The sequence below is a fragment of the Nostoc sp. DedSLP04 genome, from assembly GCF_034530775.1.
In the GTDB taxonomy this organism is placed as follows: domain Bacteria; phylum Cyanobacteriota; class Cyanobacteriia; order Cyanobacteriales; family Nostocaceae; genus Nostoc.
In genome coordinates this window covers 94,591-121,060 of the sequence record NZ_JAVRCL010000017.1, presented here as the reverse complement: position 1 = coordinate 121,060, position 26,470 = coordinate 94,591, and the positions used below count along the sequence as shown (strand labels likewise).

At 41.6% G+C, this 26,470-nt stretch carries 21 protein-coding genes; 9 read left to right on the top strand and 12 right to left on the bottom strand.

Annotation, left to right across the window (positions count from 1 at the left end; all coding sequences use genetic code 11):
- Positions 1–226: 226 nt before the first annotated feature.
- Positions 227–3,469, bottom strand: a complete 3,243-nt coding sequence (locus RMX89_RS12685) for a PAS domain-containing protein (RefSeq protein WP_322689181.1) — start codon at positions 3,467–3,469, stop codon at positions 227–229.
- 231 nt (positions 3,470–3,700) lie between these two features.
- Positions 3,701–5,647 carry an amino acid transporter gene (locus RMX89_RS12680; protein ID WP_322689180.1) on the bottom strand — a complete coding sequence of 649 codons (1,947 nt, stop codon included), beginning with the start codon at positions 5,645–5,647 and terminating at the stop codon, positions 3,701–3,703.
- Positions 5,648–6,165: 518 nt separating this feature from the next.
- Here RMX89_RS12680 and RMX89_RS12675 point away from each other — a divergent pair.
- Complete coding sequence (locus RMX89_RS12675) at positions 6,166–7,020, top strand: Rpn family recombination-promoting nuclease/putative transposase (RefSeq protein WP_322689179.1); 855 nt, start codon at positions 6,166–6,168, stop codon at positions 7,018–7,020.
- A gap of 67 nt (positions 7,021–7,087) precedes the next feature.
- On the opposite strand, the gene RMX89_RS12670 is transcribed toward RMX89_RS12675, so the two are convergent.
- The gene (locus RMX89_RS12670; RefSeq protein ID WP_322675407.1) at positions 7,088–8,164 is read right to left on the bottom strand and encodes a PIN/TRAM domain-containing protein; all 1,077 of its coding nucleotides are present in this window, start codon (positions 8,162–8,164) and stop codon (positions 7,088–7,090) included.
- Between the two features lie 405 nt (positions 8,165–8,569).
- Here RMX89_RS12670 and hemW point away from each other — a divergent pair, with 405 nt between their 5' ends.
- A complete protein-coding gene (gene hemW, locus RMX89_RS12665; RefSeq protein ID WP_322689178.1) occupies positions 8,570–9,751 on the top strand; it encodes a radical SAM family heme chaperone HemW in 1,182 nt (393 codons plus the stop codon).
- A gap of 10 nt (positions 9,752–9,761) precedes the next feature.
- On the top strand, positions 9,762–10,649 hold the full coding sequence (locus RMX89_RS12660; RefSeq protein WP_322689177.1) for a UTP--glucose-1-phosphate uridylyltransferase: 888 nt from the start codon (positions 9,762–9,764) through the stop codon (positions 10,647–10,649).
- A 200-nt stretch (positions 10,650–10,849) separates the two neighbouring features.
- Here RMX89_RS12660 and RMX89_RS12655 read toward each other — a convergent pair whose 3' ends face one another.
- Positions 10,850–12,244 carry a hypothetical protein gene (locus RMX89_RS12655; RefSeq protein WP_322689176.1) on the bottom strand — a complete coding sequence of 465 codons (1,395 nt, stop codon included), beginning with the start codon at positions 12,242–12,244 and terminating at the stop codon, positions 10,850–10,852.
- A gap of 275 nt (positions 12,245–12,519) precedes the next feature.
- On the opposite strand from RMX89_RS12655, the gene RMX89_RS12650 reads away from it, so the two are divergent.
- The 3 genes from RMX89_RS12650 to RMX89_RS12640 all read left to right on the top strand — a co-directional run bounded on the left by RMX89_RS12650 (position 12,520) and on the right by RMX89_RS12640 (position 14,989).
- Positions 12,520–13,644 (top strand): THUMP domain-containing class I SAM-dependent RNA methyltransferase, encoded by a 1,125-nt coding sequence (locus tag RMX89_RS12650; RefSeq protein ID WP_322683439.1) that lies wholly within the window; start codon positions 12,520–12,522, stop codon positions 13,642–13,644.
- 351 nt (positions 13,645–13,995) lie between these two features.
- Positions 13,996–14,262, top strand: coding sequence for a hypothetical protein (locus tag RMX89_RS12645; protein WP_322683440.1), 267 nt, complete (start codon positions 13,996–13,998; stop codon positions 14,260–14,262).
- A 460-nt stretch (positions 14,263–14,722) separates the two neighbouring features.
- Entirely contained in the window at positions 14,723–14,989 is a 267-nt protein-coding gene (locus RMX89_RS12640; protein ID WP_322675413.1) for a hypothetical protein, read from the top strand.
- Positions 14,990–14,992: 3 nt separating this feature from the next.
- Here RMX89_RS12640 and RMX89_RS12635 read toward each other — a convergent pair whose 3' ends face one another.
- The 7 genes from RMX89_RS12635 to RMX89_RS12605 all read right to left on the bottom strand — a co-directional run bounded on the left by RMX89_RS12635 (position 14,993) and on the right by RMX89_RS12605 (position 22,444).
- On the bottom strand, positions 14,993–15,232 hold the full coding sequence (locus RMX89_RS12635) for a hypothetical protein (protein WP_322689175.1): 240 nt from the start codon (positions 15,230–15,232) through the stop codon (positions 14,993–14,995).
- On the bottom strand, positions 15,204–16,085 hold the full coding sequence (locus RMX89_RS12630; protein WP_322689174.1) for a hypothetical protein: 882 nt from the start codon (positions 16,083–16,085) through the stop codon (positions 15,204–15,206). Before RMX89_RS12630 ends, RMX89_RS12635 begins: the two co-directional genes overlap by 29 nt.
- Positions 16,086–16,694: 609 nt before the next feature.
- Positions 16,695–18,305 (bottom strand): NAD(P)/FAD-dependent oxidoreductase, encoded by a 1,611-nt coding sequence (locus tag RMX89_RS12625; protein WP_322689173.1) that lies wholly within the window; start codon positions 18,303–18,305, stop codon positions 16,695–16,697.
- Between the two features lie 202 nt (positions 18,306–18,507).
- The gene (locus RMX89_RS12620; RefSeq protein ID WP_322689172.1) at positions 18,508–19,998 is read right to left on the bottom strand and encodes a helix-turn-helix transcriptional regulator; all 1,491 of its coding nucleotides are present in this window, start codon (positions 19,996–19,998) and stop codon (positions 18,508–18,510) included.
- A gap of 281 nt (positions 19,999–20,279) precedes the next feature.
- Complete coding sequence (locus RMX89_RS12615) at positions 20,280–20,984, bottom strand: hypothetical protein (RefSeq protein WP_322689171.1); 705 nt, start codon at positions 20,982–20,984, stop codon at positions 20,280–20,282.
- Between the two features lie 392 nt (positions 20,985–21,376).
- A complete protein-coding gene (locus RMX89_RS12610; protein ID WP_322675419.1) occupies positions 21,377–21,859 on the bottom strand; it encodes a hypothetical protein in 483 nt (160 codons plus the stop codon).
- Between the two features lie 129 nt (positions 21,860–21,988).
- Positions 21,989–22,444, bottom strand: a complete 456-nt coding sequence (locus RMX89_RS12605) for a CAAD domain-containing protein (RefSeq protein WP_322675420.1) — start codon at positions 22,442–22,444, stop codon at positions 21,989–21,991.
- A 617-nt stretch (positions 22,445–23,061) separates the two neighbouring features.
- On the opposite strand from RMX89_RS12605, the gene RMX89_RS12600 reads away from it, so the two are divergent.
- From RMX89_RS12600 to RMX89_RS12590, 3 genes are all read left to right on the top strand, one after another.
- The gene (locus tag RMX89_RS12600) at positions 23,062–23,925 is read left to right on the top strand and encodes a DUF2382 domain-containing protein (RefSeq protein ID WP_322675421.1); all 864 of its coding nucleotides are present in this window, start codon (positions 23,062–23,064) and stop codon (positions 23,923–23,925) included.
- 282 nt (positions 23,926–24,207) lie between these two features.
- Positions 24,208–24,645: a hypothetical protein gene (locus tag RMX89_RS12595; protein ID WP_322675422.1), complete on the top strand. Its 438-nt coding sequence runs from the start codon at positions 24,208–24,210 to the stop codon at positions 24,643–24,645.
- A gap of 68 nt (positions 24,646–24,713) precedes the next feature.
- Complete coding sequence (locus RMX89_RS12590) at positions 24,714–25,235, top strand: hypothetical protein (RefSeq protein WP_322675423.1); 522 nt, start codon at positions 24,714–24,716, stop codon at positions 25,233–25,235.
- Between the two features lie 160 nt (positions 25,236–25,395).
- Here the strand turns inward: RMX89_RS12590 and RMX89_RS12585 are convergent, their stop codons facing one another.
- A complete protein-coding gene (locus RMX89_RS12585; RefSeq protein WP_322689170.1) occupies positions 25,396–26,421 on the bottom strand; it encodes an LD-carboxypeptidase in 1,026 nt (341 codons plus the stop codon).
- Positions 26,422–26,470: the final 49 nt, after the last annotated feature.

Genomic DNA, 26,470 nt, shown 5'->3' with positions numbered 1-26,470 from the left:
CGCTGAAATTCCTTTGCCGTATACATTTACCATTTTCGGATAAGTCTAATATATTCAGCGCATTCTGCTGGCGAAAGAATATTTTCCAGCGTGAAAATTTGGTTGCGAAGCAAATCTTTCTTGGTCATGGTTAAGTCGATTGAGATTTAAGCTTGATGAATAGTGTATTATTTATAACCCAATACAGTTCAGTTGAGCCTAAAATCCAATGAACAGAAATAGAGTTTTAGCGATGATTTTGCCCTAGCAAATCTGCAATTGAGGTGAGTAATTCAGTTGGTTGTACTGGTTTGGCAATATGTTTCTGAAAACCAGCCGCTAAAACTCGATCGCGATCGCTTTCTTTAGCATAGGCGGTAAGAGCGATCGCCGGAATTTCCCCGCCCTCCTCTTTAGGCATGGCTCTAAGCATCTTAATCAAGCTGTAGCCATCCATTTCTGGCATTCCTAAATCACTGATTAATAAATTAGGTACAGCCTGTGCTATAATTTTAAGCGCCTCTTTTACCGATGCTGCGGCAGTTATCAACGCCCCATTCTGTTGTAGCAAGAAGTGCAAAAACTCCCGTGTGTCAAGATCGTCATCAACAATTAAGACCCGTAGTCCACGCAGAACTGACGAGTTAAATTTCTCCCCCGCTCCTCCTGCTTTCTCTGAACCGTCACTTTCCTTCATCACGGGCAGTCTGACAGTAAAAACTGCTCCCTGTCCAATTCCTGGACTGGCTGCTTTTACAGTACCACCATGCAACTCTACTAAGTGACGAACTATTGCTAATCCCAGTCCCAGTCCGCCGAATGTCCTGGTTGTGCTGCTATCAGCTTGACGAAAATATTCAAATACTTGGGGTAGAAACTCTGGGGAAATACCTTGGCCTGTATCTTTAACTTGAATTAATGCTGAGGGAGAAGTTAATTCATTACTCAATGATAAGCTGACTTCGACTGAACCACGAGAGGGAGTAAACTTGACTGCGTTCGAGAGTAAATTCCCGACAACTTGCTGTAAGCGATTATAATCGCCTAACACTTTACCAACATTGGGGTCAACCTGTACTTTAATCTGGATAGATTTAGTTTCGGCAATTAACCGGACTGTTTCTAATGCAGCATCAATTACAGCTACTAAGTTAACAGTGGCAAAAGTCAGGTTTAACTTACCGCGAATAATTCGGGAGACATCCAGCAACTCATCAATTAATTGAATCTGCAATTGAGCATTTCTTTCGATGGTTTCTAAAGCACGATTTGTAGTCACTTCATCAAATTTGCGGCTTTTGAGTAGCGATGACCACCCTAAAATCGGGTTGAGGGGCGATCGCAATTCGTGAGAGAGAATAGCGAGAAACTCATCTTTATTCCGGTTTGCCTGTTTGAGTTCCTCTGCTTGTTGCCTAAGTGCCTTTTCTAATTGCTTTCTGGGGGTTAGGTCTAGAATAAAACAGATCCAAGACGCTGGATCTCGCTCCACCAAAGCACCACCAATTAGTATGGGAATACGGGAACCATCCTTACGGATGTATTCTTTTTCAAAAGGAGTAAATAGCCCAACCGTTAAAAGTTGTTCTAGCCCCTGCCGATCGAGAGCATGATATTCAGGTGGGGTGATATCTTGTCTGCGTATCTTAGCCGTTAATAGTTCCTCTCGCGTATAACCCACCATTTCTAAAAAAGCCTCGTTCGCCTCAGTAATGTAATCAGGAGTGGCGAACATAATGCCAATAATGTTGGAATCAACTAACCGCCTTAATTGAGTTTCGCGCTGGCGCAAATCATTTTCTACCTGTTTGCGTTGGGTAATATCCTGGGTAGTACCCATCATTCGTACTGGCTTACCCTCGGCATCATAAAAGACGCGACCTTTAGCAGCAATCCAATGAATACTACCATCAGGCCAAAGGGTGCGGTATTCGATGTCACAGTCAACTTTTTCTTCAAGAGAGCGGGCGATGGCTTCATGAATGCATTGGCGGTCTTCTGGATGTACACAGTTGAGGAAAATCTCAAAGCTGATTTCGGCTTCTAGGGACACTCCAAACAGTTGATAACATTTCTCTGTCCAAATTACCTCGTTAGTAGTGATATTCCAAAACCACATACCCAGTTCAGCAGCATTAGTGGCCAACCGAATCCGTTCTTCACTCTCGCGCAAATTTGTTTCAATTTTTTGACGTTCCCAATTAGCAGCTTGCTGTTCGGTAATATCAGTACTCGCACCAACTACCCTAACCACCTGAGCATTTTCATCCCGGACTGCAAACCCCTGATCTACCACCCACAAATAGCGGCCATCCTGGTGACGCACGCGATACTCAATCCGATAACGGTTTCCATTGGCCATACTAGCCATGAATTGGTCGTTAACTCTTTGTTGGTCATCGGGATGAATGCGTTCTTGCCACCACTGGAAAGTAGGTTCTGTTTCTTGTTGGGTGTAGCCAAAAACCTCGGTTAGACCCTGAGTTCTTTCCACAGTATTTCTGCCAATCTCCCAGTCATAGATTAGGCAATTAACCGCCGCCGCTGCTAGCTCAAACCTTTCGTTACTTTGCCGCAAAGAAATTTCTATGTGTCGTCGCTCTGTAATATCAAAAGCGATCCCCAAAAGATATTGCGGCAATCCATCAGCAGTTCTGCTGTGCACAGTGTCATAGCTACAAAACCAGCGCCACTCTCCATTAGCGTGTCGAATTCGGTATTCAAAGCTGAGGACTTCACCCTGATAAGCAGAATTAAATTGTTCCAAATAGCTAGGGAGTCGAGCCAAATCTTCAGGGTGTAGAAGTTGAGTAAATAACTCCTTTCCCATCGCCTGGATTTCTGCTGGTGTATAGCCCCAACCTTGAGCAATTTCGTAATTAACGTAAGAATTTCGCTGCTCAATTAGGTCATAAATGTAGATTATCCCCGGAAGAGTGCCAGCAATTTGTTGAAACAGACGATGACTATCCCACAGTATTTGAAATTCATCTGCATTAAATCGTTGAGTATCTTGTTCGCAATTACAGTCTTCCTCTGATTGAGCGTGCTTAGATTCCGTAATATCCGAAAAAGTTGTCACGATCGCATACAGATTGCTTCCTTCAGTTTTAAACAGAGGTTGCGAGGAAAACAATAGCCAGACTAGCTCACCATTTGGCTTATAAAAGCCACACACCACATTTAAGCAAGGTTTACCTGTATTTTGAGTAACCCTCGCAGGGTGAGTTTCACTGAGTAAAGGAGAACCATCTTCATGAATAAATTGCCACTTGGGATCGAGCAAATTTTGCCCCACAAGCTGTTGGGCGGTCAGTCCCAAAATGCGATCGCTAGCGGCATTGCAAGCCTGGATAGTGCCATCAGGCAAGTGAAGCACCATTCCTTCTTCTTGACTGGCTACTAGCGAAGATTTTGCCTTTTTACTAACTTGCCGATGCAGCAGCTTGTGATTAGCCAGCTGGTTGTAAAACTTTTCCGCGTCTGGCATTCTAAAAAGTGAAATAATTTTAAAGTTAATCTTAGATTGAGCGACTCATATTTACATAAATTTTAAGGCAATTTCTTCCAATTTGAGGTAAAAGCTGCGATCGCTACTTCTATCACCGAAACAGTGCTGAGTGCTGAGTAACGAGTACTGAGTAAAAAAGTAATAATCGCACTCAGCACTCAGCACGGGCTAAACCTTAGCTTTCCGCTAACAGCACTCAGCACTCCTCAATCAACCCCCAACATGAATACCAGGTCGCATCTGGGGATTCTTTTCAGCCCGACGCAGTACTTCACGGGTAACTACAGCAATGTCACCTTCGCCAAACAAGATAAAACGCAATAGGTATTGTATGGGATTTCCCTCAACCCAGCCGAAGTAAGCATGGGGAATCTTACCAGTTTGGTCGCGAATGTAAAGTAGTAAAGCTGCGATCGCATTCGGTACTGCTGCACTTTCAGCCCGGAGGATGCGATAATCGCCAACTTGCACCCCTTTTACTACGATTACATCCGCAAATTCCGAAGCATCGGATACATGGATTTCTAGAAACAGAATTGGATCGTTGAGTGGAATATGATTGTCTTCGCGTACCTCTTTCTCTTTCATAAAATACTCTAGGACATCGCCTGTATTCAAGCGATTTGCAATCAGTCGTATTGTTCCCTGGCTATCTTCGGCAAAGAATTGCCTAGCAAGTTCGTCAATTTCAATTCGCTCTGCTCGTAGTTCTGTTGAACGCCAAACACGAGAAACCAGCGAGGTAAAAATGATCGCACCGATGAAAAACCCAGCAATCCTAATCCCTTCTGGTCTTTCGATGATATTGACAATAGTGGTATATAAAAATAACAGTGTAATGATGCCAAAAACTAGTCTGGCCCGCTTCTGTCGGTGACGGTGGGCTGATAAGGTGACGGCAAAGGCGGCTGAGGTGATCAACACCAGCACACCAGTTGCATAAGCCCCACCTTGGGCTTCTACACTTGCTTTGAAGATAATTGTCACAACAAAAGCGATCGCTGTGTAGACTAACACCAAAGGTCGGGTTACTCGTGCCCAATTGGGCGCCATGCCATAGCGTGGTAGGTAGCGAGGCACGATATTTAATAGCCCTGCCATTGCAGATGCACCTGCAAACCACAAAATAGAAATAGTACTTAAATCGTAAATTGTGCCAAAGCCATTGCCCAAATACAAATGTGCCAAATAAGCAAGGGCCCGTCCGTTAGCTTTGCCCCCCGATGCAAATTCTGCGGGTGGAATCAATAGAGTGGTTATAAAACTGGTGGTAAGCAAAAAGAAGCTCATAATTAGAGCAGCAGTGGTGAGCAACTTGCGTGTATTCCGAATCCGCCCTTTGGGATGCTGCGAAGTGCTGTTACTGCTACCTTTAACCAGGGGCATAACGGTAACACCTGTCTCAAAACCTGACAATCCCAGCGCGAGTTTAGGGAAGATGATCAAAGAGATGCCGATTAGCATCAAAGGGTTAGAATGGCGTGCAAAAAGTGCAGTTTGCCAATTCGGGATCGTTTCTGTGTGATTTAATATCTGATACACACCAAGGCCAACGACAATCAAGTTTAACAGCAAATAAGCTCCCACCAAAACTACTGCAATCCCAATGGCTTCTCGGAAACCTTTCAAGAAGACTGCACCTAGTAGTGCAACTAATATCAGGGTAACTGCGATCGTCTGATTGTGAAGCCAATGTGGTGTCAGCGGATTTTCGACGATATGGGCTGTGGCATCAGCAGCTGACAAAGTAATAGTAATAATAAAGTCAGTTGCCACAAACCCAAGTAAGCACAGTACAAGTAATTTGCCTTGCCACCAGGAAAGTAAATGCTCTAACATTGCGATCGACCCTTCACCATGAGGGCTTTCGGCAGCAATGCGTCGATAGATTGGCAACGCTCCAAACAGCGTCAGCAAAACCAGAATCAAGGTAGCTATAGGAGAAAGAGCGCCAGCTGCCAGTGCTGCAATCCCAGGTTGATAACCAAGGGTAGAGAAATAATCTACACCAGTCAAGCACATCACCTGCCACCAAGAATGCTGGCGATGTGCTTCTTCCTTGCGGTAAGGCCCTTTTTTCTCTTGTCGGTTTTCTTCAAGCAACCAGTGGATTAACTGACTGCCGAGCCGTTTTGTTGAAACAATTGATTTAGCCATCAAATACGGTTGTGTTGCAAAAGTCGGCTTTGTGATTTTTTAAAGCCTTCGTGGTTTATTAAAATTTTTAACTACAAAGGCATAGCACTATTATCGTATGTTAAGCATCCTGTCCCATTTACAAAATATATAGCAGTAGTTCGTAGTCGTCTACCAGATCGAGATCGGTTGCAGGTTTTAGTATAGGAATAATCAATACTGCAACTGTATATTTTGGGATTAACGCTTTTGCGCTCTTAGCACCTTTAAGCCGTATAAATTATAAAAAACGACGCTGCGAAACTTGGTATGTACGCAATCAACAAATCAACCCTAAAATAAAAGTCACTTTTAGTTATATGATGTTTGTGTAAATGACCACAAGATAATTAGCCTGCTAATCTATAACTCTGTTTGTGTAGCCGCAGACTTTAGTTTGATAGAATTATGGGCATATAGTCGAACACAATATACAAACAATGTATTAGATAGGTTTCTAGCATCATGCGAACCCATCTGCACCAACTACACTAATTCAGATGTTTGACAATATCTGCAAGTTTTTAGTTGAGAACTTCTCCAGTGACTTCGCTACATGGTTATTAGGCGAATCTATTAATTTAACAGAACTAAGTCCAAAAGAATTATCTCTCGAACCGATTCGGGCTGATGCTCTAATTCTGTTGCAGTCGGAGCAAAGCATATTGCATTTGGAATTTCAAACCCAAGTCGATGCAGAAATTCCTTTTCGGATGATTGACTATCGATTACGAGCATATCGCCGCTTTCCAGACAAAGCAATGCATCAAGTTGTAATTTACCTCAAGCAAACAAATTCAAATTTGGTGCAACAAAATACATTTACAATTCCTGGGACACGACATGAATTTGCAGTTATCAGACTTTGGGAACAACCTACAGAAGTATTTTTGAGAACACCTGGACTCTTACCTTTAGCGGTCTTAAGCAATACAATCGATCCAGAAGTTATACTTACCGAAGTTGCACGGGAAATTAACGGGATTACAGAATTAAGAACTCAAAGCAATATTGCTGCTTCTACAGCGATTTTAGCTGGTTTAATATTAGATAAAGAGGTTATTAAACGAGTTTTGAGGTCAGATATTATGCGCGAGTCAGCGATTTATCAAGACATTCTACAAGAAGGTAAAGCTGAAGGCAAGGCTGAAGGTAAGGCCGAAGGTAAGGCCGAAGGTAAGGCCGAAGGTAAGGCCGAAGGTAAGGCCGAAGGTAAGGCTGAAGCGTTACTCGAAGTGGCAAGAAATCTATTTAGTACTGGTATGCCATTAGAGGCGATCGGCAGGGTGACAGGGTTATCAATTGAGCAGTTACAGTATTTACAGGTAAATGAGTCTCGTGAGTCCAATCAATAAATAATCGGTGCAGGTTAACTGCACCGATTAGCAAGTGTCACTCGAATTGAACAAACATCCCATTGTTTCACGCCAATGCTGAAGCTTGGGGTTTAGCAAAAATCATTCTTCCTGCTGTAGTTTGTAAAGCACTGGTAACTACTACTCGCAGTTCACCACCCACATAACTGCTACCTTCTTCAACAACTACCATTGTGCCGTCATCTAGGTAGCCAATGCCTTGACTGGGTTCTTTGCCTTCCTTGAGGATTTTTAAATCCAGGTTGTCGCCAGGTAAATAACTGGGACGGACGGCATTCACTAAATCATTCACATTCAAAACAGGTACTTTCTGAACACTGGCGACTTTAGACAAGTTGTAGTCGTTGGTTAGCAGTGTGCCGCTAATTTCTTGGGCGAAGCGTACTAACTTGGCATCCACTGTGGGAATATCTTCGTAGTCAATTGTATTAATTAGGATGCGATCGGGATAATCTTCCTTAATACGATTGAGAATTTCTAGTCCTCTCCTTCCCCGCACCCGCTTTTGGTCTTTGCTAGCATCCGCTACTTGTTGAAGTTCTTGCAAGACAAACTGCGGTACGAGAATTTGCCCTTCTAAAAACCCTGTTTCTAGTAAGGCTTCAATACGACCATCAATAATACAGCTAGTATCTAGAACTTTGGTATTGGCTGGTTTTAATGTTCCTTCCACTACCATCGATTCAACGGTGTTGGGATTAATGAACCGCAATAAGCCTCGCCCGTGGGTGTCTGCCAAATTCATGCCAGTGACGGAGAGGATGATACTACCGACAACTGCCACCAATGGCTTAATAAATCCAAAATCCGCCGGGATCGGGAGCAAAAATAGTGGGGCTAGCATCAGGTTGGCTAGTAATAGCCCAATCACTAAGCCAATGGCACGAGTTAAGATCGCTTCCAGAGGCATTTCTTTGACTTGTGATTCTAGGCGACGATATGTCGTCTGGAAACTCAGCCCGATCGCACCACCAATAATAGCGGCAAAGACGGCAACAACTAAGCGTAAAGCTTCTAGATTCGTTACCTGATCTAGCGCCCCATTGGGTAGTAGTTCAATGCTGTAGAACCCTATTCCCGACGCTGCTAGGATAAATGAGAAAATAATAATGGCGTCAAGCATGGTTGTCTTGTTTTCCTGTAACTGTGTTAACCGATAAAGTTAAGTATTTTTTATTTTATCGGTAAGATAAACCTATCAACATTGACTTACACTAAGGTTTTAGGCTGACAATATCTGCAATTATTATAACTAAAGGTTTTTATCTTAATATTTTTCATTGTTTTGTTGTAAAAAGACAAAAACTTGTAAATAAACTACTTATTTTGTAAGAATTCAGAATCCAGAATCTAAAAGTCAGAATTAAGAAGACTTTGATACCTAAACTTAATAAGTTTAATAAAATCAAGAAGTCATTACACGCTTGATTTGACAATTATTCTGGCTTTTGACTCCTGACTCCTGAATTCTTATCTCATTTTCATTGTCTCTAATTCGCAGTTGGATTCACTTAAAACTTTTCTCAAAATGAGTAAAACATTTAGTATTTCTGGAATTGCGAGTTCTGCTTATGTGCATATTCCCTTTTGCAGACGGCGCTGTTTTTATTGTGATTTCCCGGTATCTGTTGTGGGCGATCGCTTGCGGGGCGAAACATCTGGTACTATCTCCCAATATGTTGAGGTGCTATGTCAAGAAATTGCCATTACACCAGCATTTGGTCAACCTTTGAAGACAATTTTCTTCGGTGGTGGTACTCCTTCGCTGCTCTCAGTAGAGCAGCTACAACGAATACTGACAGAGCTACAGAAGCATTTTGGGATTGCGTCTGGGGCAGAGATTTCTATGGAAATTGACCCAGGTACCTTTGATTTAGCCCACATAGCAGGCTATCGCAATGCAGGCGTGAACCGGGTAAGTTTGGGCGTACAAGCCTTTCAATCAGAATTATTGCAAAGGGCGGGGCGATCGCACTCAGTTGAAGATATTTTTGCAGCTGTGGAACTAATCCACCAAGTCGAGATTCCCGTATTTAGCTTAGACTTAATTTCTGGGTTGCCGCATCAGTCTTTAGATCAATGGCAAGATTCCTTAGAAAAAGCCGTGGCGATAGTACCCACTCACATTTCCATTTACGATCTTACCATCGAACCAGGTACAGCCTTTGGTCGTTATTACAAACCTGGCGATACTCCTTTGCCTACGGATGAAGCCACAGTCAAAATGTACCAGATGGGGCAGCAGGTTTTAACTAGTGCAGGTTATGAGCATTATGAAATTTCCAATTACGCTCAACCTGGTTATCAGTGTCGGCATAATCGAGTGTATTGGGAAAACCGTCCTTATTATGGCTTTGGCATGGGTGCGGCGAGTTATGTTCAGGGGAAACGCTTCACTCGTCCGCGTAAAACTAAGGAATATTACCAGTGGGTACAAGCTGGGGGTGTAATTGATTGTGATGTAACCCCCCCAAAGGAAGTATTGTTAGAAACGTTAATGTTGGGGTTGCGTTTGGCAGAAGGTTTGAGTTTGGCGGCGTTGGTAGAGGCATTTGGCGAAGAGAAGGTGGAGGAGATTTGTCGGTGTTTGCAATTGTATTTTGAAAAAGGTTGGGTGGAAGTTGCACAGGGAAGATTGCGTTTGATCGATCCCCAAGGGTTTTTGTTTTCTAATGTGGTATTGGCAGAATTGTTTGAGAAGTTGGGGTGACGAACTGTTTATGCAAAAAAATAAAGTTAGAAAAGCTGTAATTCCGGTAGCTGGTTTCGGTACTCGTTTGTTTCCAGCTACTAAAGTTGTCAAAAAAGAACTTTTCCCGATTATCGATCGAGATGGTAGGGCAAAACCTGTGATTCTTGCAATTATTGAAGAGGCAATTAGTGCTGGAATTACAGAAGTAGGGATTGTGGTGCAGCCAGATGACAAAGAAATATTTGCAGATTTCTTGAAAAACCCACCCAAAAAAGAGCTTTTAGAGAAACTTTCACCACAAAATCAAGAATATAGCCGATATCTCGAAGATTTAGGTAGCAGAATTACCATTTTGTTACAAGAGGAACAATTAGGCTATGGTCATGCAGTATTTTGTGCCAAGGATTGGGTACAAAATGAGCCGTTTTTGCTCATGTTGGGTGACCATATTTATGCATCTGACATTGAAAAGTCTTGTGCTAGTCAAGTTTTAGATGTTTATGAACAAGTTAATCAAAACGTTGTTGGCTTAACTACAATGCCAGCAGAAATTATTCATCAAGCTGGGTGTGTAACAGGGGTTTGGCAAGAGTTAAACTCGATTTTGTCAGTTAGACAACTGTATGAGAAACCGACTATTGAGTATGCACAACAGCATTTACGTGTAGAAGGAATGTCAGAAAATAATTTTTTATGTATATTTGGCTTATATTTACTAACGCCGAAAATTTTTGACTTTCTCGCAGAACATATCAACCAAAATTTCCGAGAACGAGGTGAATTTCAGTTAACATCTTGTCTTGAACAATTGCGTCAGGAAGAGGGAATGACAGGATATGTTGTTAAAGGCAAGTGTTTTGATACAGGTTTGCCAGATACTTATCGGCAGACAATGATTGATTTTAGAAAAATATAGATTAATCTTAGTTCAATTTATTTATCTGGGAGGCTCTCACTTTTTAAAATAGTTCAAATAGATAGTAGTCTATTGAGGTAAGCAGAGGCATCTTGAAAATATATCGTTTAATTTGCTTCTGGCGATCGCCTCTTTTTTTGTGAAAGCAGTTTTCAGGTAGATGGGTTACAAAATGCAGGACTCTAAATCAAACACAAACCTTAAAAAACTACCTCAAAACTAGCGGTAGTTAGAGCAGGAAAAGAGGTAGCATCCAATTGTGCAAATTTACCCCCGGAATTAATCTCAGCAAAATCATCCGCCGAACCATTAGGGTTATAAAAGAGACTACCATTTGCGCTATTATAAACGATCGCTGCACTACTACTTGCAGCTAAAGTATCGTTTGTCACTGTGGCAAAGTCTGCGGAATCTAATTGAGTCGGAAAGACCGAGTTACTTAGAGCTGTAAAGGTAGATTTAGATAGTTGGATCTTGTCTTGCTCAGGATTGAAGTCACTAATAACATCAACTCCGAGTTCCCTAATATTAAACTTCGATCCTGTTGCAAATGCAAACTTATCTGAACCAGCGCCTCCTTCTAGTAAGTCATCCCCACTATCTCCCTGTAGGTAATCGTTCCCTTGATTCCCGCTCAGAATATCTTTTCCACTACTGCCAAAAAGAATATCATCACCTCTGCCCCCCAGAAGGTTGTCGTCACCACTACCCCCATCTATTTTGTCTGCACCAGCTCCACCAAAAAGGATGTCAGAACCTGCCCCCCCATCAATGTAATGATTACCAATAACCCCAGAAAGCGAAATACTGTCATCACCATCCCCAGCAAAAATAACTTTATCGCCAGCCGAAAAATCCGCTCTACTAAAGGTATCGTCTCCCTTGGTTGTAGTGACATCAGTACCGATCGCATTTCTAGCTCGAGCAACTGCCTCTTTTATGACATCAGCAAGATTTTCACTTGTAGAACCAAGAGTTAGTACGCTACCTCGACCAAGCTGGGTAACTAGTGTCTCGTAATTGGCTGCAACATTACTCGTAGTTAGAAAAATTGGAATAATGTTATTTGCTTCTAGCGCAGTTTTTACTTGTCCGACCTGTGGATAATCTTCAAAAGCATCAGCTATTCCATCTCCATTATTGGCAATAGTATCACTGGGAAGAACTGCTGCGCGATCGCCGGCAACGTGATAAGTACCATCGGTGGCTATTAGAATAACACGAAATGAACCTACTCTGTAACCAAGACTGCCGCTATTTAAAGCTGCGAACAAGAGTGCAAATAATTGTGATTCTGGCCCATCATTGCCACCAAAAGCTTGAAAGTTAAAGATTTTGTCTTTAATTGTTGTGACATTATTTGTCAAAGTGACTTCTGGTTGATATACATAGTCAGCGTAACCTCCAAAAGGCGCAAGTGGCTTATCCTTGAAAGAGGCAATACCAAATTTCAGGTCATCACCAAATATATTTGCTAATGCCGGGTTGGTTAAGCGATTTACTGTCGCCGGAAGTACGGTTTTCAGCTGGACTAAATTCTCGTCAGATGACGATGTTAAGTCTTGCAGCAGAATAATATCAGATACTAAACTCACAGTTTTTCCCTCTGACTATTTTTATTCATGGGTTGTATTGCAAAGTGCCTGAATGCTATTTCAGCTTGATATTAGCAGGGTTAATTGATTTAAGATAGTACTTAAACTGAAGAAAATATAATCTCTTTGAAAAAATATTTGCTGTGTTCTGACTCCTGCCTCTACCCTACTTAAAGTTATAGTTGCAGACTTAACCAGAGAGAATGTCACCAGATATAAGTTAAGCTAAAGTGCGTCAATGGGTGAGCAGTGAAGATAATGCTTTGGATTAGAGGATGAATCAGTATTTTGCAACGGTTGCTCGCGGATTAGAAACCCTTGCGGCTCAGGAGTTAGAGCAACTGGGTGCCCATTCCGTAGAGCCGGGGTTTTGCGGTGTAGCCTTTGAGGGCGATCGCACTTTACTTTATCGCGTCAATCTCTGGGCTAGGCTGCCGTTCCGAATCTTGGTGAATATCGATGAGTTTCCATGCCTTGATGCCAAGGATCTCTATCGCGGTATCCAAACTATCGATTGGCAAAACTATCTGACGCCAGATATGACGCTGGCGGTGAATGTCACGGGCAAAAACGATCGCCTCAACCACAGCCACTTCACATCTCTTCAGGTGAAAAATGCGATCGTTGACCAACAAAAAGAAAATCTGGGCGAGCGTTCAAATGTAGAGCTTCATGAACCAGATGTGCGGGTTAATGTTCATATTGAACGCGACTTTTGTACCGTTAAACTCGACAGTTCGGGAAATAGTCTGCATCGCCGAGGCTACCGTCCGGCGGTGGGAGTAGCCCCTCTGAAGGAATCTCTCGCTGCTGCCCTGATTCAACTTTCAAGTTGGCAACCAAACCAGATGTTCTACGATCCTCTGTGTGGATCTGGCACTTTACCCCTAGAAGCTTGCTTAAAGGCACTAAATATCGCACCAGGACTGTTTCGCGAATCCTTTGGATTTGAAAATTGGCTCGATTTTGACCTGCCCCTTTTAGAAAAGCTGCTCCAAGAAGCTAAAGACAGCCAACTTGATAGCCTGAGCGCACCTATTTGGGGAAGCGATCGCGATGAAAATATAATCGAGCAAGCGATTAACAATGCTCAAAATTGCGGCGTTGATAACCATGTATGGTTTTCTCAAATGGAACTTGCCGATGTTGTCGCCCCCGCAGATAGTGGGATTTTATTCTGCAATCCACCTTATGGCGAACGGCTGGGGCGAGATAGCGATCTAGGAGCATTTTACAAACTTTTAGGCGATGTGCTGAAACAACGTTTCAAAGGCTGGACTGCCTTTGTCCTCAGTGGCAACAAGGAACTGTCTCAATCGATTGGACTAAAATCATCCCAGCGAATTGCGGTGTACAACGGAACGCTGCCTTGTCAGTTAATGAAATATGAGTTGTATTAAGAAAATTGTCGGTTTGTAGTATGTTAAAGGCGATCGCTCTCAACTACTTCTGCTGAGTAAAAAATACATTGCCTGAAAATTTTGTGACACTGGGGATGTGCTGTATTATTGGAGTTTGTAAGAACCGCGACCTAAATCTGCTGTTGCATGGCATTGGCTATCTCGATAAACTCAATCTGAATCGGTGATATTTTTAATACTCTTTAAGAAATTTAAATTAAGTCAAACAAACTTGAAACTATGTCTAAGTCTATATTTTAGCAGTTAGTGTAACAACTTTTGAAACAAGTGGCAGTATAATCAATGACTGACAATCTGCAATTTATTTATCGTTAGAAGGCAAGGCTATTTATGTCAGACCAATTCACCTTTACCGTTACCAATAAAACTGAATTGGCAATTACAGAGTTGTGGGTATCTGTAGATGATAAAGAGTGGGCTTCGTTTAACTTGGGTGAGTTAGGGATTCCAGCAGGTGAAACAGCAACAATTGCTTGGGCTGAATATACGAATGGTTCGCCTTGTGAATGGTACATCTCTGCTGTATTTGAAGATGAATCAGAAACTGAGTCAGCCTTATTTAACTTCTGTAAAGAACCAGATTTAACAATCAAATAAATTCTGCACTGCGATCGCCACCGGAAAGGGCGTGTACGCCATCGCGCTTGATACATGATTGCATATTGACTCCAGACATAAAAACAAAAGCCCTACCTAAAAAGTATCTAAGTGCAGCTTGATATTAGAATTAACATGTCCCTTTTAGAGAAGTTGCTCGAAGAAGTTAGGGACAGCCTGTGAAACGCCCTGACTGCGCCTATTTGGGGAAGCGATCGCTCTCAACTATTTCTGTTAGATCGTAAAGACGCGATAAATTATTGTAGAGACGGCGATTCATCGCGTCTTACCTGTGATATTTTTAATACTCTTTAACAAAATTAAATTTAGTCAAAAAAAGATTGAAACTATTCCTGAATCTATATTGTGGGAGTTTGCATGACAACGCTTTAAAAAAGTGGCAGTATAATCGGTGACTGACAACCTGCAATTTATTTATAGCTAAAAGGCAAGGCTATTTATGTCAGACCAATTCACCTTTACCGTTACCAATGATACCGAACAAGCAATTACAGAGTTGTGGGTATCTGTCGATGATGAAGAGTGGGCTTCATTTACCTTGAGTGACTCAGGGATTCCATCGGGTGAAACAGTAACAATTGCTTGGGCTGAATATACGAATGATTCGCCCTGTGAATGGTACATCTCTGCTGTATTTGAAGATGAATCAGAAACAGAGTCAGCCCTATTTAACTTCTGTGAAGAACCAGCTTTAACAATCGGATAAATTCTACACTGCGATCGCCACCGGAAAGGGCGTGTACGCCATCGCGCTTGAGGCATGATTGCATATCGACTCCAGACATAAAAATAAAAGCCCTACCTCGAAAGTATCTAGGTGGGGCTTGATATTAAAATTGACATGAGCCACAAGCTTAGTTGGTGGTGCGTTCAAATCTAGCTGCTTGAGTAAACAAATAAAGCTGGCTTTGTCATTTGGCCTAATTTGTCGGGCTGAAACAGGTTTCATCCTTGCCGATCAGACAAAGCTGTTTCTGACCTAGATCGGTTTTGAATTTCACCTGATAAGTTTCGTTTTCCGCAGGCAAAGTTTTCGTGTAGTTATTCGCTCTGTCGCACGAAAAGTCACGAGTGAAAGTTGCTGGAGACCAGTTAATTGTCATCGTACTGCCGCTCAGACTGGCTTTTCCTTTTCGAGATTGGAAAATTTGCTGGTTGCAGCTGCCGTTCATTACGTTCATTATTCCTGTAAATTCGACCGTTCCGTTCGGCAAAAATTGATAAGTGAAACGCGAACCGTTCGATCCGATATATGTACCATTCGTACTTATAGCACTGTTTCCAGTACGCGTCCAAACCCATTTTCCAACTAACGACGAAATCTCTCCAACGCTACCAGATGAATCATCAGTATCATTTGAAGCAGTTTCGCCCGCGTGGGCGCTATCGTAAACAGACAGCAAAAGTTTAGCTTCCGCATCATTCGGTAAACTTCGTAATTGCCCTACAAATTCTCCGTTAAAAGCCTGCCGAATCCGGCTTTGTTCCTCTTCGGTCTTAGCAAGAGCTTGTGTATAATTGGAAATTAGATTGTCAATGCTTTTTCTAGTTCCATCTGGGTCTTTGCGAAACTCATTTAATTTTATTGAGTGATATTCATTACGCTGCTCGCTAGTGAATTTTCCTGAAAAGACCCATTCGTAAAAAGCGATAACTTTGTCAATATCAGATTTGTTGAGAGATTCGTTTTGAGCCGTTACTAAAACTTTAGTTCCAGCAGCTTGGGCAGAAATCTTTATAGTCGCTCCGTCCATCAAAACGATAGATAAAAATAAGATGGAAAAATATTTGAATTTGTTCATTATTACTATAATTCTGTTGCCATGAAATTAATGTTCCCTGTGAATGGGGAGTTTACATGCAAATTCACACCTGTAAATGTGTGAGGCATTAGTTAGGTTGCGATGAAATTAATTGTAAACGTTCAGGGGGTACAAATAATAATAAAAACACCCAAGGCTAAATAATTCGTATTACGTTCGCAAGCTGCCAGAACTTATCAATAGTTAAATCAAGCTATTATAAATGCACTTAATGCATTGACTAAAAATGACATTAGGTCTAGTCCAATATAGAAGTGATTTCTGTACAAATCAGGAATATCTATACTAGACTTATTGCATTTGTCGGGAAAAGGTTCTGTATTGTCCCTTTCCCCAATAAAGATGAGTCCCTTTTCCCCAAGAGTGCAAAAAGCACAAATGCCAAGAGGTCTACTCAGTAAGCCAATTAGTTGTAGAAGCAGGTATATGTCTATTTGCTGGATAAAGTTCGACTGAAATTAAGTTGTTAATTGTTGTAATAGTACCTGCAATACAACTTCATTTAGAAACTTCCTTTCAACTCAAAATCGGATGCTGAGACTGAGTAGTTTACCACCGTAGGCATCGCATTCACTATTTTAGATTTTACTAATTGCAATTTTTCAAAATACTTAAAGCTACCGCCTCCGCCACTTTAATACCATCGATACCAGCCGAGAGAATTCCCCCTGCATATCCCGCGCCTTCACCAGCTGGATAAAGACCGACGGTATTTAAACTTTGATAATCCTCTTTGCGTTTAATCCGAATCGGTGATGACGTGCGGGTTTCCACCCCAGTCAACACGGCATCGTCCATTGCAAATCCTTTAATTTGTTTGTCAAAAGCGGGAAGTGCTTCACGAATGGCTGCGATCGCATAATCTGGTAAACTCTCACTCAAATCACCCAAATGTACCCCAGGTGTATAAGACGGTTTAACTGTGCCAAATGCTGTAGAGGGGCGATGGTTGAGAAAGTCTCCCACCAACTGCCCTGGAGCTTCATAAGTTCCACCGCCCAATTCAAATGCTCGTTCTTCCAAGCGCCGTTGAAAGTCAATTCCTGCCAAAGCGTTCCCCGGATAATCTTCGGGGGTGATGCCGACAACGATCGCACTATTGGCATTGCGTTCATTGCGAGAGTATTGGCTCATCCCATTGGTGACGACTCGCCCCGGTTCTGATGTAGCTGCAACCACCAAGCCCCCCGGACACATACAAAAACTATAGACGGAACGACCATTTTGGCAGTGGTGAACCAGTTTGTAATCAGCAGCACCTAAAAGCTTATGACCAGCTTGAGCGCCGAAACGACATTGGTCAATGAGATACTGGGGATGTTCGACTCGAAAGCCGATAGAAAATGGTTTCGGCTCTATGTAAACTCCACGATTAAATAGCATTTGGAAGGTATCACGGGCGCTATGACCTACCGCCAGAACCACATAATCGCTGGCGATATATTCCCCACTGGCGAGGGTGACTCCACGCACCTGTCCATTTTCGATGTTGATATCTTCCACTAGGCTTTGAAAGCGAATTTCACCACCGAGGGATTCGATTTTGGCACGCATACTTTGGACGATTCCCACCAGTTTGAAAGTGCCGATGTGCGGTTTGTTGATATAAAGAATTTCTGGTGAGGCTCCCGCATTGACGAGTTCGGTTAGTACCTTGCGTCCATAATGCTGAGGATCTTTGACTTGACTGTAGAGTTTGCCATCGGAGAATGTACCCGCGCCACCTTCGCCAAACTGGGCATTAGATTCGGGGTTGAAGTCTGATTTTTTCTTCCAAAAGCCAAAAGTATCAGCAGTGCGATCGCGAACTTGTTTGCCACGTTCTAAAACGATCGGACGAAAGCCCATTTGCGCCAGCATCAAACCCGCAAATAAGCCACAAGGCCCAGTACCAATCACGATGGGGCGAATCGTCAAATTGCTTGGTGCTTGTGCCACTGGGCGATAACTCATGTCTGGCGCGATCGTCACATGAGGATCTTTTTTCAGGCGCTTGAGTAGATGAGTTTCCTGAGTCGTTTCTACATCCAAAATATAAACAAGGGTAATCTCTCCTTTCTTACGGGCATCGTAGCTACGCTTGAAGATGGAATAGCTAATCAAATCTTCGTCCGTGATTTGCAGCTTTTTCAGGATGGCAGTCTTGATCTCATCTTCAGGATGATCGAGCGGGAGCTTTACTTCTGTTAGGCGTAACATAGCGAGGAGAAATGCATACTGTCTATCAAAATATTAACAACAGAGGCAGGAAGCATGACGAATACTGCCTTTTGCCGAAACCTTAGATAAACACTAACTTTTCACGTCATGGAAAAACTTAACGTTTCTCCCGACACAGTTGCAACGAGTAATAATACGTAGCAATAATTACCTCAGAGAAACAAGAAAAGTTTAGTTGAAATCAATACCTGTTAAGGTGTAGTTCCAATGTATTGAGCAACTTAGGCAAGTCCTTTTGAGAAACCTGACGTGTACCCGTCTCGACTGCATCAACCCAGGAAACGCTTTTCTCCATCGTTGTAGCGAAAAATGCTCTAGACCAGCCTTTTGCTTTTCTCGCTCCTCTAATGACATTACCTGATAGAGGCTGGATATTGTTTGCACTCAGCTGATTCGAGTCCACAGTCAAGCGTTCCTGTACTTCTGCTGGTAAATGAAAACGCCATCTAGAATTGAGTATTTGATTCCAGTAACCTATAGGTCTTTTAGCAGTTTTGCTGCTTGTTAACCAAGCTGGGCCTGTTTCGAGTTCTGCTTGCCATCCAGCTTCTTTGACAACTTTCAAGTCAGTTTCCAAATCATCAGCCATTTGCCGTCTAAGCTGTCTGTCTTGCTCTGCCGTTGACACTTTGTCTGCACCGTAAGCAATCTCCATCAGAGTCTTGCCCATTACACAATCTTGGAATTCCGATTTGATTTGGAAGGTTAGCCAAACTAGCATTCTAGCCGCGCCAGCATTTTGTTTACCAATACTAAATAGTTTCTGTACGGTTTTCTTGGTAATAATTCCAGTGTGGTAGTGATATTTAGATTTATTGAGGAAGTATTTTGTCCATACTCCAGCTTGACCTATCACCTTTAAACCCACTAGTTTGTTATTGCCAGTTTTATCTGTTTCAAAATCTCGTATTATGCTGATGTCCCAAATCTTTAAATCAGCAACAGTAAAAGCTCCAGCTTTACCCTGTTTAGGCGATGCAATACAAGCTAGTACTTGGGCAGGTTGCCGTAGCAAGGAGTACAAAATACTCAATTTTTCATGCTTGCATAAATCCCTGCGTTTCACAAGCCCTGTATATTCAAGTAGTTGCTTGTCATCAATTACAAAATTGCCTGACCAAGGTTTATCTAGGCTAGCTACTAAGGCACAGTAAATCAGGTGAATAGCACACGCCCTTGGATCGAATTCGTTTATAACAACTAAAGCTGCCTCTTCTGCGAGTGTTTCTGGTTGTGGAGTTTCGGGATTATCTGTCACATAGTAAAAGATTTTTCCTTTTCCAGTTTCAGCTTCTCTTTCATAACTAAAAGTATTATTTACTTGACCTTTCCATGACAGATTCATTTTTTGAGATAATACTTCGGCAACTCCATACAAAACTAGCGACAATGCAGCAACATTAGTCTTACTATCAGGAAATAAAGAAGCTTTTTTTAATTGCCGAGGTTTTGCTGAATCCTGGTAATTTAATTCTAAGTTTTGCTCAGATTTATTAACTCTGTCTTGAAGAGTAATTTGCTTTGATGATTGAGTCGTTGGGTCTTCTAAAAATTCTTCATCAAGAGCAACGTTAGTTTCTTTTTGATTTGGATTACGGGAAATAGTAATTCCTATAACCTGGTGAAATAGATGCAGAAGTTTACTATATAATGTTTTTGCTAAGTGTTTCATTTTCCTACTACCAATTTGCTGCTCACGTAGGTAATTTACAATGATGAAATAAATAAAGCCTGAGTTTCTTCTAATTGACCTTGCTAGAATATAACTCTCAGCCGCTTTGAGTCGCTTTAAACGATCGCTAACAATGCAAAAGATTTTCTACTAGGTGATACCAATCTAATAAAAAGTGGTCAAGTAAAAAAATTTGATTTTTACTTGACCATAATTATCAGTGATGAGTTCAAGCTTTCACTGATTGTAATTACGAATTGCAGCTTTGCTGCTTAAGGTTACTAACGGTACTGTTGGTCAGCCGGATCTCCATACGGGTCTTCGCTAGCTGGGCGGACGTTACCATACTGCCTGTAATCCGCCGGATCGCCGTAGGGGTCTTGGCTAGCTGGACGGACGTTACCATACTGTCCGTAATCCGCCGGATCGCCGTAGGGGTCTTGGCTAGCTGGACGGACGTTACCATACTGCCCGTAATTTCCTTGGTTGCCTCCTTGCATCAACTTTTTCATAGCTAGGGCAGCGATACCAGCCATCGCTCCCTTCGCTAATGGATTGCTCATAATGTTACCACCTTGACCACCTGTAAAGCTCCCCACAGCACCACTCATAATTTGACTGAGTATATCTGGTTGTTGCTGGTGAACCCGGCCTGTCGTTTGAGCAAGATAATTTGGGTCTTGAAAGCGATCGTCTATACCATCTTGGTTTAGATCGGGAAAATTCAAGTTTGAAGAGCGCGTCTGCTGTTGAAGAGAGCGACCAAACTGCATCCGCTCTTGTGGTGACATCCGACTAAAGGCTTCTTGTGCAGATTCCTGATAAAGGTCTGGAGGTAACTGTCTAGATACTTGCTGATAACGGTTTAAAACTTCTTCATCTGAGTATCCTTCATGAGGTAAACCTTGCTCATAGCGGTTGACAAAATTGCGGTAGTCATTTTCTGGAACCTCACCGCCACCGAAAATTTTTTCTAATATATTCATTTTTGACTCCTAAACTGCGATTTCACTAAACTATCAACGGTAAAGTAATTACTTTCAATATAGTAATTGTTATTTTTTTTCAAAATCATCTATCAAAGGTTACTCTTCCTTTGATAAAAGTATAACTATTAGTATATAAAACTCCGGTTTGAATTGTGAAAGCATCCTGAGACTCAAAACCCTGTTGTACAAAAATTAGAGGTCAAAATCTTTTCAACAATTAAATAAGAGCTCTATATACTCGTATAAAATTTTAAAAGAAACTTTTGTGAAAAAGTATAATAATACTTAATATTATACTTATGAGTATTATTAACTTTAAATCCAAAAAAAGTTTCTATTAAAAAATAGGATGACGGTTAAACGCCATCTATTTATAATCTGTAGAAAAATTAATTTGTCGGAACAGTACCTGCACCCAAACCCCTTAAGTCTCGCCCTGTGGGACTGTTGTTATATCCTTGAAAGTCCCGGTATTGTTGTGCCTCCTCCTCTGGAACACGAATGCCCTCTTGTGGCGGTGTTACCCAGACAGGGCGATTTTGAGCATCTCGATAATAAACACGCCCATTCTTAGAAAGGTAGTGTTTCCCCTGCGCTCCCGCTCCTTGGGCATTCTTTCGCTGATTGTAAAGGTAGTAAAGTCCAGCAGCTCCTGCCAAGATTGCCACTTTCTGCCCTGTACTTAATCCCCTTTTAGCTTGGGGTTGATTTACGGGGGCGCGATTATTTAAATTTCTCCCAACAGTATCGTCAATTGGAGGTTGCGTAGCATTTTGGGAACCTCCGCCGCAGCTAGAAAGCAGAGGGATTGTTAGCAATGTTGAAAGAAATACTGTTGTTGTCAGCGAAGCTAATCTATTTGTCTCGATCATACATTTTCTTTTCCGGCTAATTTAGCTGATATGGTATAAGAGCCTACAGTTTTATACAATGGTCAAGCAAAATTTAGCTTTTTACTTGACCAAAAGTTCAGATACACTGTATCCGCCACGATACTTTAGTTAGCTTAAAGTCTCTGATTCTTCTCTGCCTAGAATTTGTTTTTTAAGCAAGCGAATTTCTTCTGCTAGTTCTTGCCGAGTCGAATTTTTGAGCAAATAGCGGGAAGTAAACCAAATTGTGTAACCAAGTCCAATTAATTGGAGAAATGGAGAAACTAGGGGAATATCATTTATGGCGTTGAGTACCGCTAGAAAAATTCTTAGCGCCGTAACTGTTATCACAAGCAACGCAAAGCTGATAATCAGCAATTTGTATTCTTGGTAGAAGCTACCTATGTACTCAGGTATTTTTGCCAAAAATATAGAAATCTGCCTACCAATTTTTTGCCATTGTTCTTCATTTTCCGAGGCGGGCGGCAACATTGCCAGGTTTCCAGACTCTGAACCTTTAAGTGCTTTTATCTGGTTTTGGGAGGCAGTATCGACGTACTGATCTTGCTGTAACTCTGTGTCCATAATTATCTCCTGATTTTCTGCAATGAGAGCAGTTTTAAAGTTTACACTTTATTATTATCAATTTTTGCAACACTTGCTTTGCAACTAGATTTCTTAATCCTTAGCGGCACAGCTAAATATTGATTTGCAAATTTGTTAGGACTTTAATAATATTTAGGCATTTTTAAATTTCCTTCTCATCAATCTTTTGGCATAGATTTTGTCTTATAGAAGAGGGATGGAGCAAGTATTACAACTTAAGCAAATAAATCTTTAATAATGTGAGGATATTTGATTTAAGTGTAAGGTGTTAATAAATATATCAAACTAGCCAGGTTTGATAGTATGTATTGATTTAGCTAATTTTAGTTTTGAAATTTACTGCTAGAAACTAGTCACATAAATGCTAGAAACTAGTCACATTATTTACAAAAGTTAGTTTAAATTATTTTTATAATTACTAATACTTAATACTAAAATGTTGTTTTATATCATACTTATGGGCTATGAAAATATATTTAATTACTTCGATTGATTAAATATCCAGATAATTTAAGTCAATCTTCGGAGAGAAGATGTATTTAAACTAAATTGTGTAATTTATAAAAAGACACAGCAATAGTTTCGGGAATAAAATAATGCCACTTCAAAAAATAAGTGAATTTGATCAAGACTACCGTAATACTCTTGAAGGTAACGACATCAAAGGAATGGGTGTGTATGTTCAAGGAACTGATGAGAAGATTGGCACAGTAAATGATGCTGTACTAGATGACCAAGGAGCGTTCCGCTATTTAATTGTTGACATAGGCTTTTGGATTTTTGGCAAGAAAATCTTACTACCAGTAGGTAAATCGCGTATTGACTCTACAGCAAACCGTGTATATGTCGTTGGTATAACAAGAGAGCAAGCGGAAAATTTACCTGAATATCAAGAGCATACAACCCTTGACTACGACTATGAAGAACAGGTGCGTGGAAGATATCGCACACCGTCTGTAGAAAGTTCAGCTACGCTTGGATCGACAGTTGGCCGCACTACTCCCAGTCCTGACAGCTACACCTACGCAGACGACGCGGATCTGTATGATGTTAGCGCTCACGAAGACCAAACCTTCAAACTTTACCAAGAAAGGTTAGTTGCTAATAAACAGCGCCGAAAAAGTGGAGAAGTATCGATTAATAAGCATGTTGAAACCGAAACTGCAAGAGTTGCTGTTCCGGTGGAAAAAGAGCGAGTCGTGATTGAGCGAGTGACTTCTCAAGACACAGGCAAAGTTGTGTCTGCTGAAGCGACTGACTTTTCCGAGGGCGAGGTAGCGCATATAGACCTCTATGAAGAAGTTCCAGACATCCGAAAGGAAGCTTTTTTGCGCGAAGAAGTCAAAGTGCAGAAAGTTGTAGACAAAGAAACCGTTGAAGCTCAAGAAACCATTCGACGCGAAGAATTAGATGTTGATACTGATGGAACTCGAATAGAGAATAAAATTGACCGAGGTTAAAACAATTCGCAATGGGCTTCGCCCCGCTACGCTAACGCAATGACGCTCCTACGTCGCTAACGCAATTACCTTTTGTGACGGGGATTTAGATTTAGGCGTTCTATTCGCCCTGCTTGATAGAAGCTATGCAATTTAAACCCCCACCACTTGTTAACCTACTTAAACTACAAAGGTCATTGTTTTTGAGTTAGTAGGAGTGGATTTTCTATCTACTTCTACTCAAAATTACTTTCACAAGATTGATATTCCAAAAGAGTCATTAGTTTAGATGAGGTGGTTAAATTGAAAATAATTCAACAGTTTCGTCGGGTTTTAACAGCTTTAGCCTTGGTATTAGTACTAACAACGACTGCCGCCTGTAGTGGTACTGTTCAAGCTAAACAACCAACTCAATTACCGTCTGGAACTAGTTATAGTGCCGACTATGCCTTGTTGTCACGCGGTAACAGTGTACAGGGTCAAGATTTTGGGAACTGGGTTGTCAGCACAGCCAAAGGAATTGTCCAAGATGCTTATGTACGTGACAACAATAAGTTAGGTGTTGTGATTGCGCCTCAAGTTCGTCCGACCGAAGTCCGACCATTAGCAAAATCCTTACTCCAAGGTTTTCACAAAAATTTCCCCAATCAAGACTTAAAAGTTTTGATGTATGCACCAGACAAAAAACTGATTTTGACGGCTCAGTATGATATGCAATCTCAGCAAGTTGAGTATAAATAGGGACTCATTTTTTGGAGAAAATCTGAGTTAATTTAGTTGATTGCAAGTAAAAAAAGGAGACATTTAAAATGAGCAGCAGTGACAAGTATAAACGCGAAATTCTCAACGAGTTGGCTCATGGTAATACAGAGTCTTTAGATGATGTTTCATCTGACCCAACTCAGGAATACCAAAATTTTGATGATTTTGCCCAGCGCTCATCTCACGATCAACGTCGGCAATTGTTTAGTCAATCTTTCAACCATAACAGCATTCCACCAAGCCAACTGGAGCCAGAACTCCAAAAGGCGATCGCTCAGATTAAGCCTAATGAGCGTGATGATGTTGCACGGGCATTTTTCAAACACTTAAAGCAAAGAGGTCTAGACGAGCGCCATCTGGAGCGAGATTTGGGGCTTTCTACCCACAACCCTAACCACATAAGTGCAGATGATCTCAGCAAGGTGGCATCTTTCACATATCATAGCCATCCTGACATCTTCCACGAAGTGATGGCTGAACAACCAGCAATTCTTAAGTTTCTCAGTAATCCAATGGTTGGAGCAGCTTTAGGAGCGATCGCTTCTAAATGGTTTGGTCGTCATAAGTAATATCATGTCCGGTTAAAGACTTATCATTAAGACTGCAAGGGAGCGAAAGAGTTTTCAGGTTTTTGCACAGATAGTCAAGAACACCAAAATCTCCAATTTAGTGGCTTGCAATTTAGATAAAATGTGAGCCACTATTTTTTATTCCAACCTCCTGCCTCATTCACACAAGGCTAACAGCTGCCTCTAACATTCGTATTGTCCCAAGTTCGGCATTTATTTCTACTTCCACACCGATTGGCAAGGTAAATTTATCCTTAATATGACCAATCATTGAACCGTACCAAGCAGGAATACCTAAAGGAAGTATGTGTTGTTGCAATACTTGCATTAATGTAAATGACGGTTCATCTCCAAGACTACATTTAGTGCATTGCCCAAAGATAAAGCCAGCAATTTGATTAAGTATCCCAGCAGTTTTTAATTGCGTCAGCATCCTATCTATACGATAAACATCCTCGTCAACTTCTTCGACAAAGAGAATGCTTTTGTTCCAAGTAGGTAGGTAAGGTGAACCTACCATCGCTGATAGAACTGACAAGTTTCCACCCACCAGTTTACCCCTCGCCTTTCCCGGTGCGATTATCTCCAGCCGCACTTCGCTAGGGTTGAGATTTTGCATAGTCACCGCTTCACCATTAAATAGGATGCGCTTGAAGTAATCGACTGTAAATTGATTCCAGGTAGACGTAGCAACTGGCCCATGAAAAGTAACCATTTGACTACGGGCATTAATTGCCAACAACAACGTTGTAATATCGCTATACCCGATGATAATTTTTGGATGGGAGCGGATTAGCGAGTAATTGAGTAAAGGTAAAATGCGATTGCAGCCCCAACCACCACGCATAGGAATAATTGCTTTGATGGTGCGATCGCTAAACATCAAGTTTACATCCTGGGCGCGATCGCTGTCTTTACCCGCTAAATAGCCGTAACGATCTAAAATATGCTTCCCCAGCTTGACTTTTAACCCTAACTGTGAAATTGATTTCTGTGCGGCTTCAATGTCTTTAGCGTCAACGATACCCGCAGGCGAAATCAATCCTACGGTATCGCCAGGTTGTAGGCGGGACGGCTTGCGGATGGTGTTTAGAGATGGCTTACCTTGGGCGGTAAGTGTTGGTATTTGAGTGGCTAACGTAGCCAGCCCACAGGTTGTAAGAAATTCCCGACGCTTGATATTCATAACTATTTTGTTGGGGATTAGGATTCTAAAAAGTTAGATCCCCGACAAC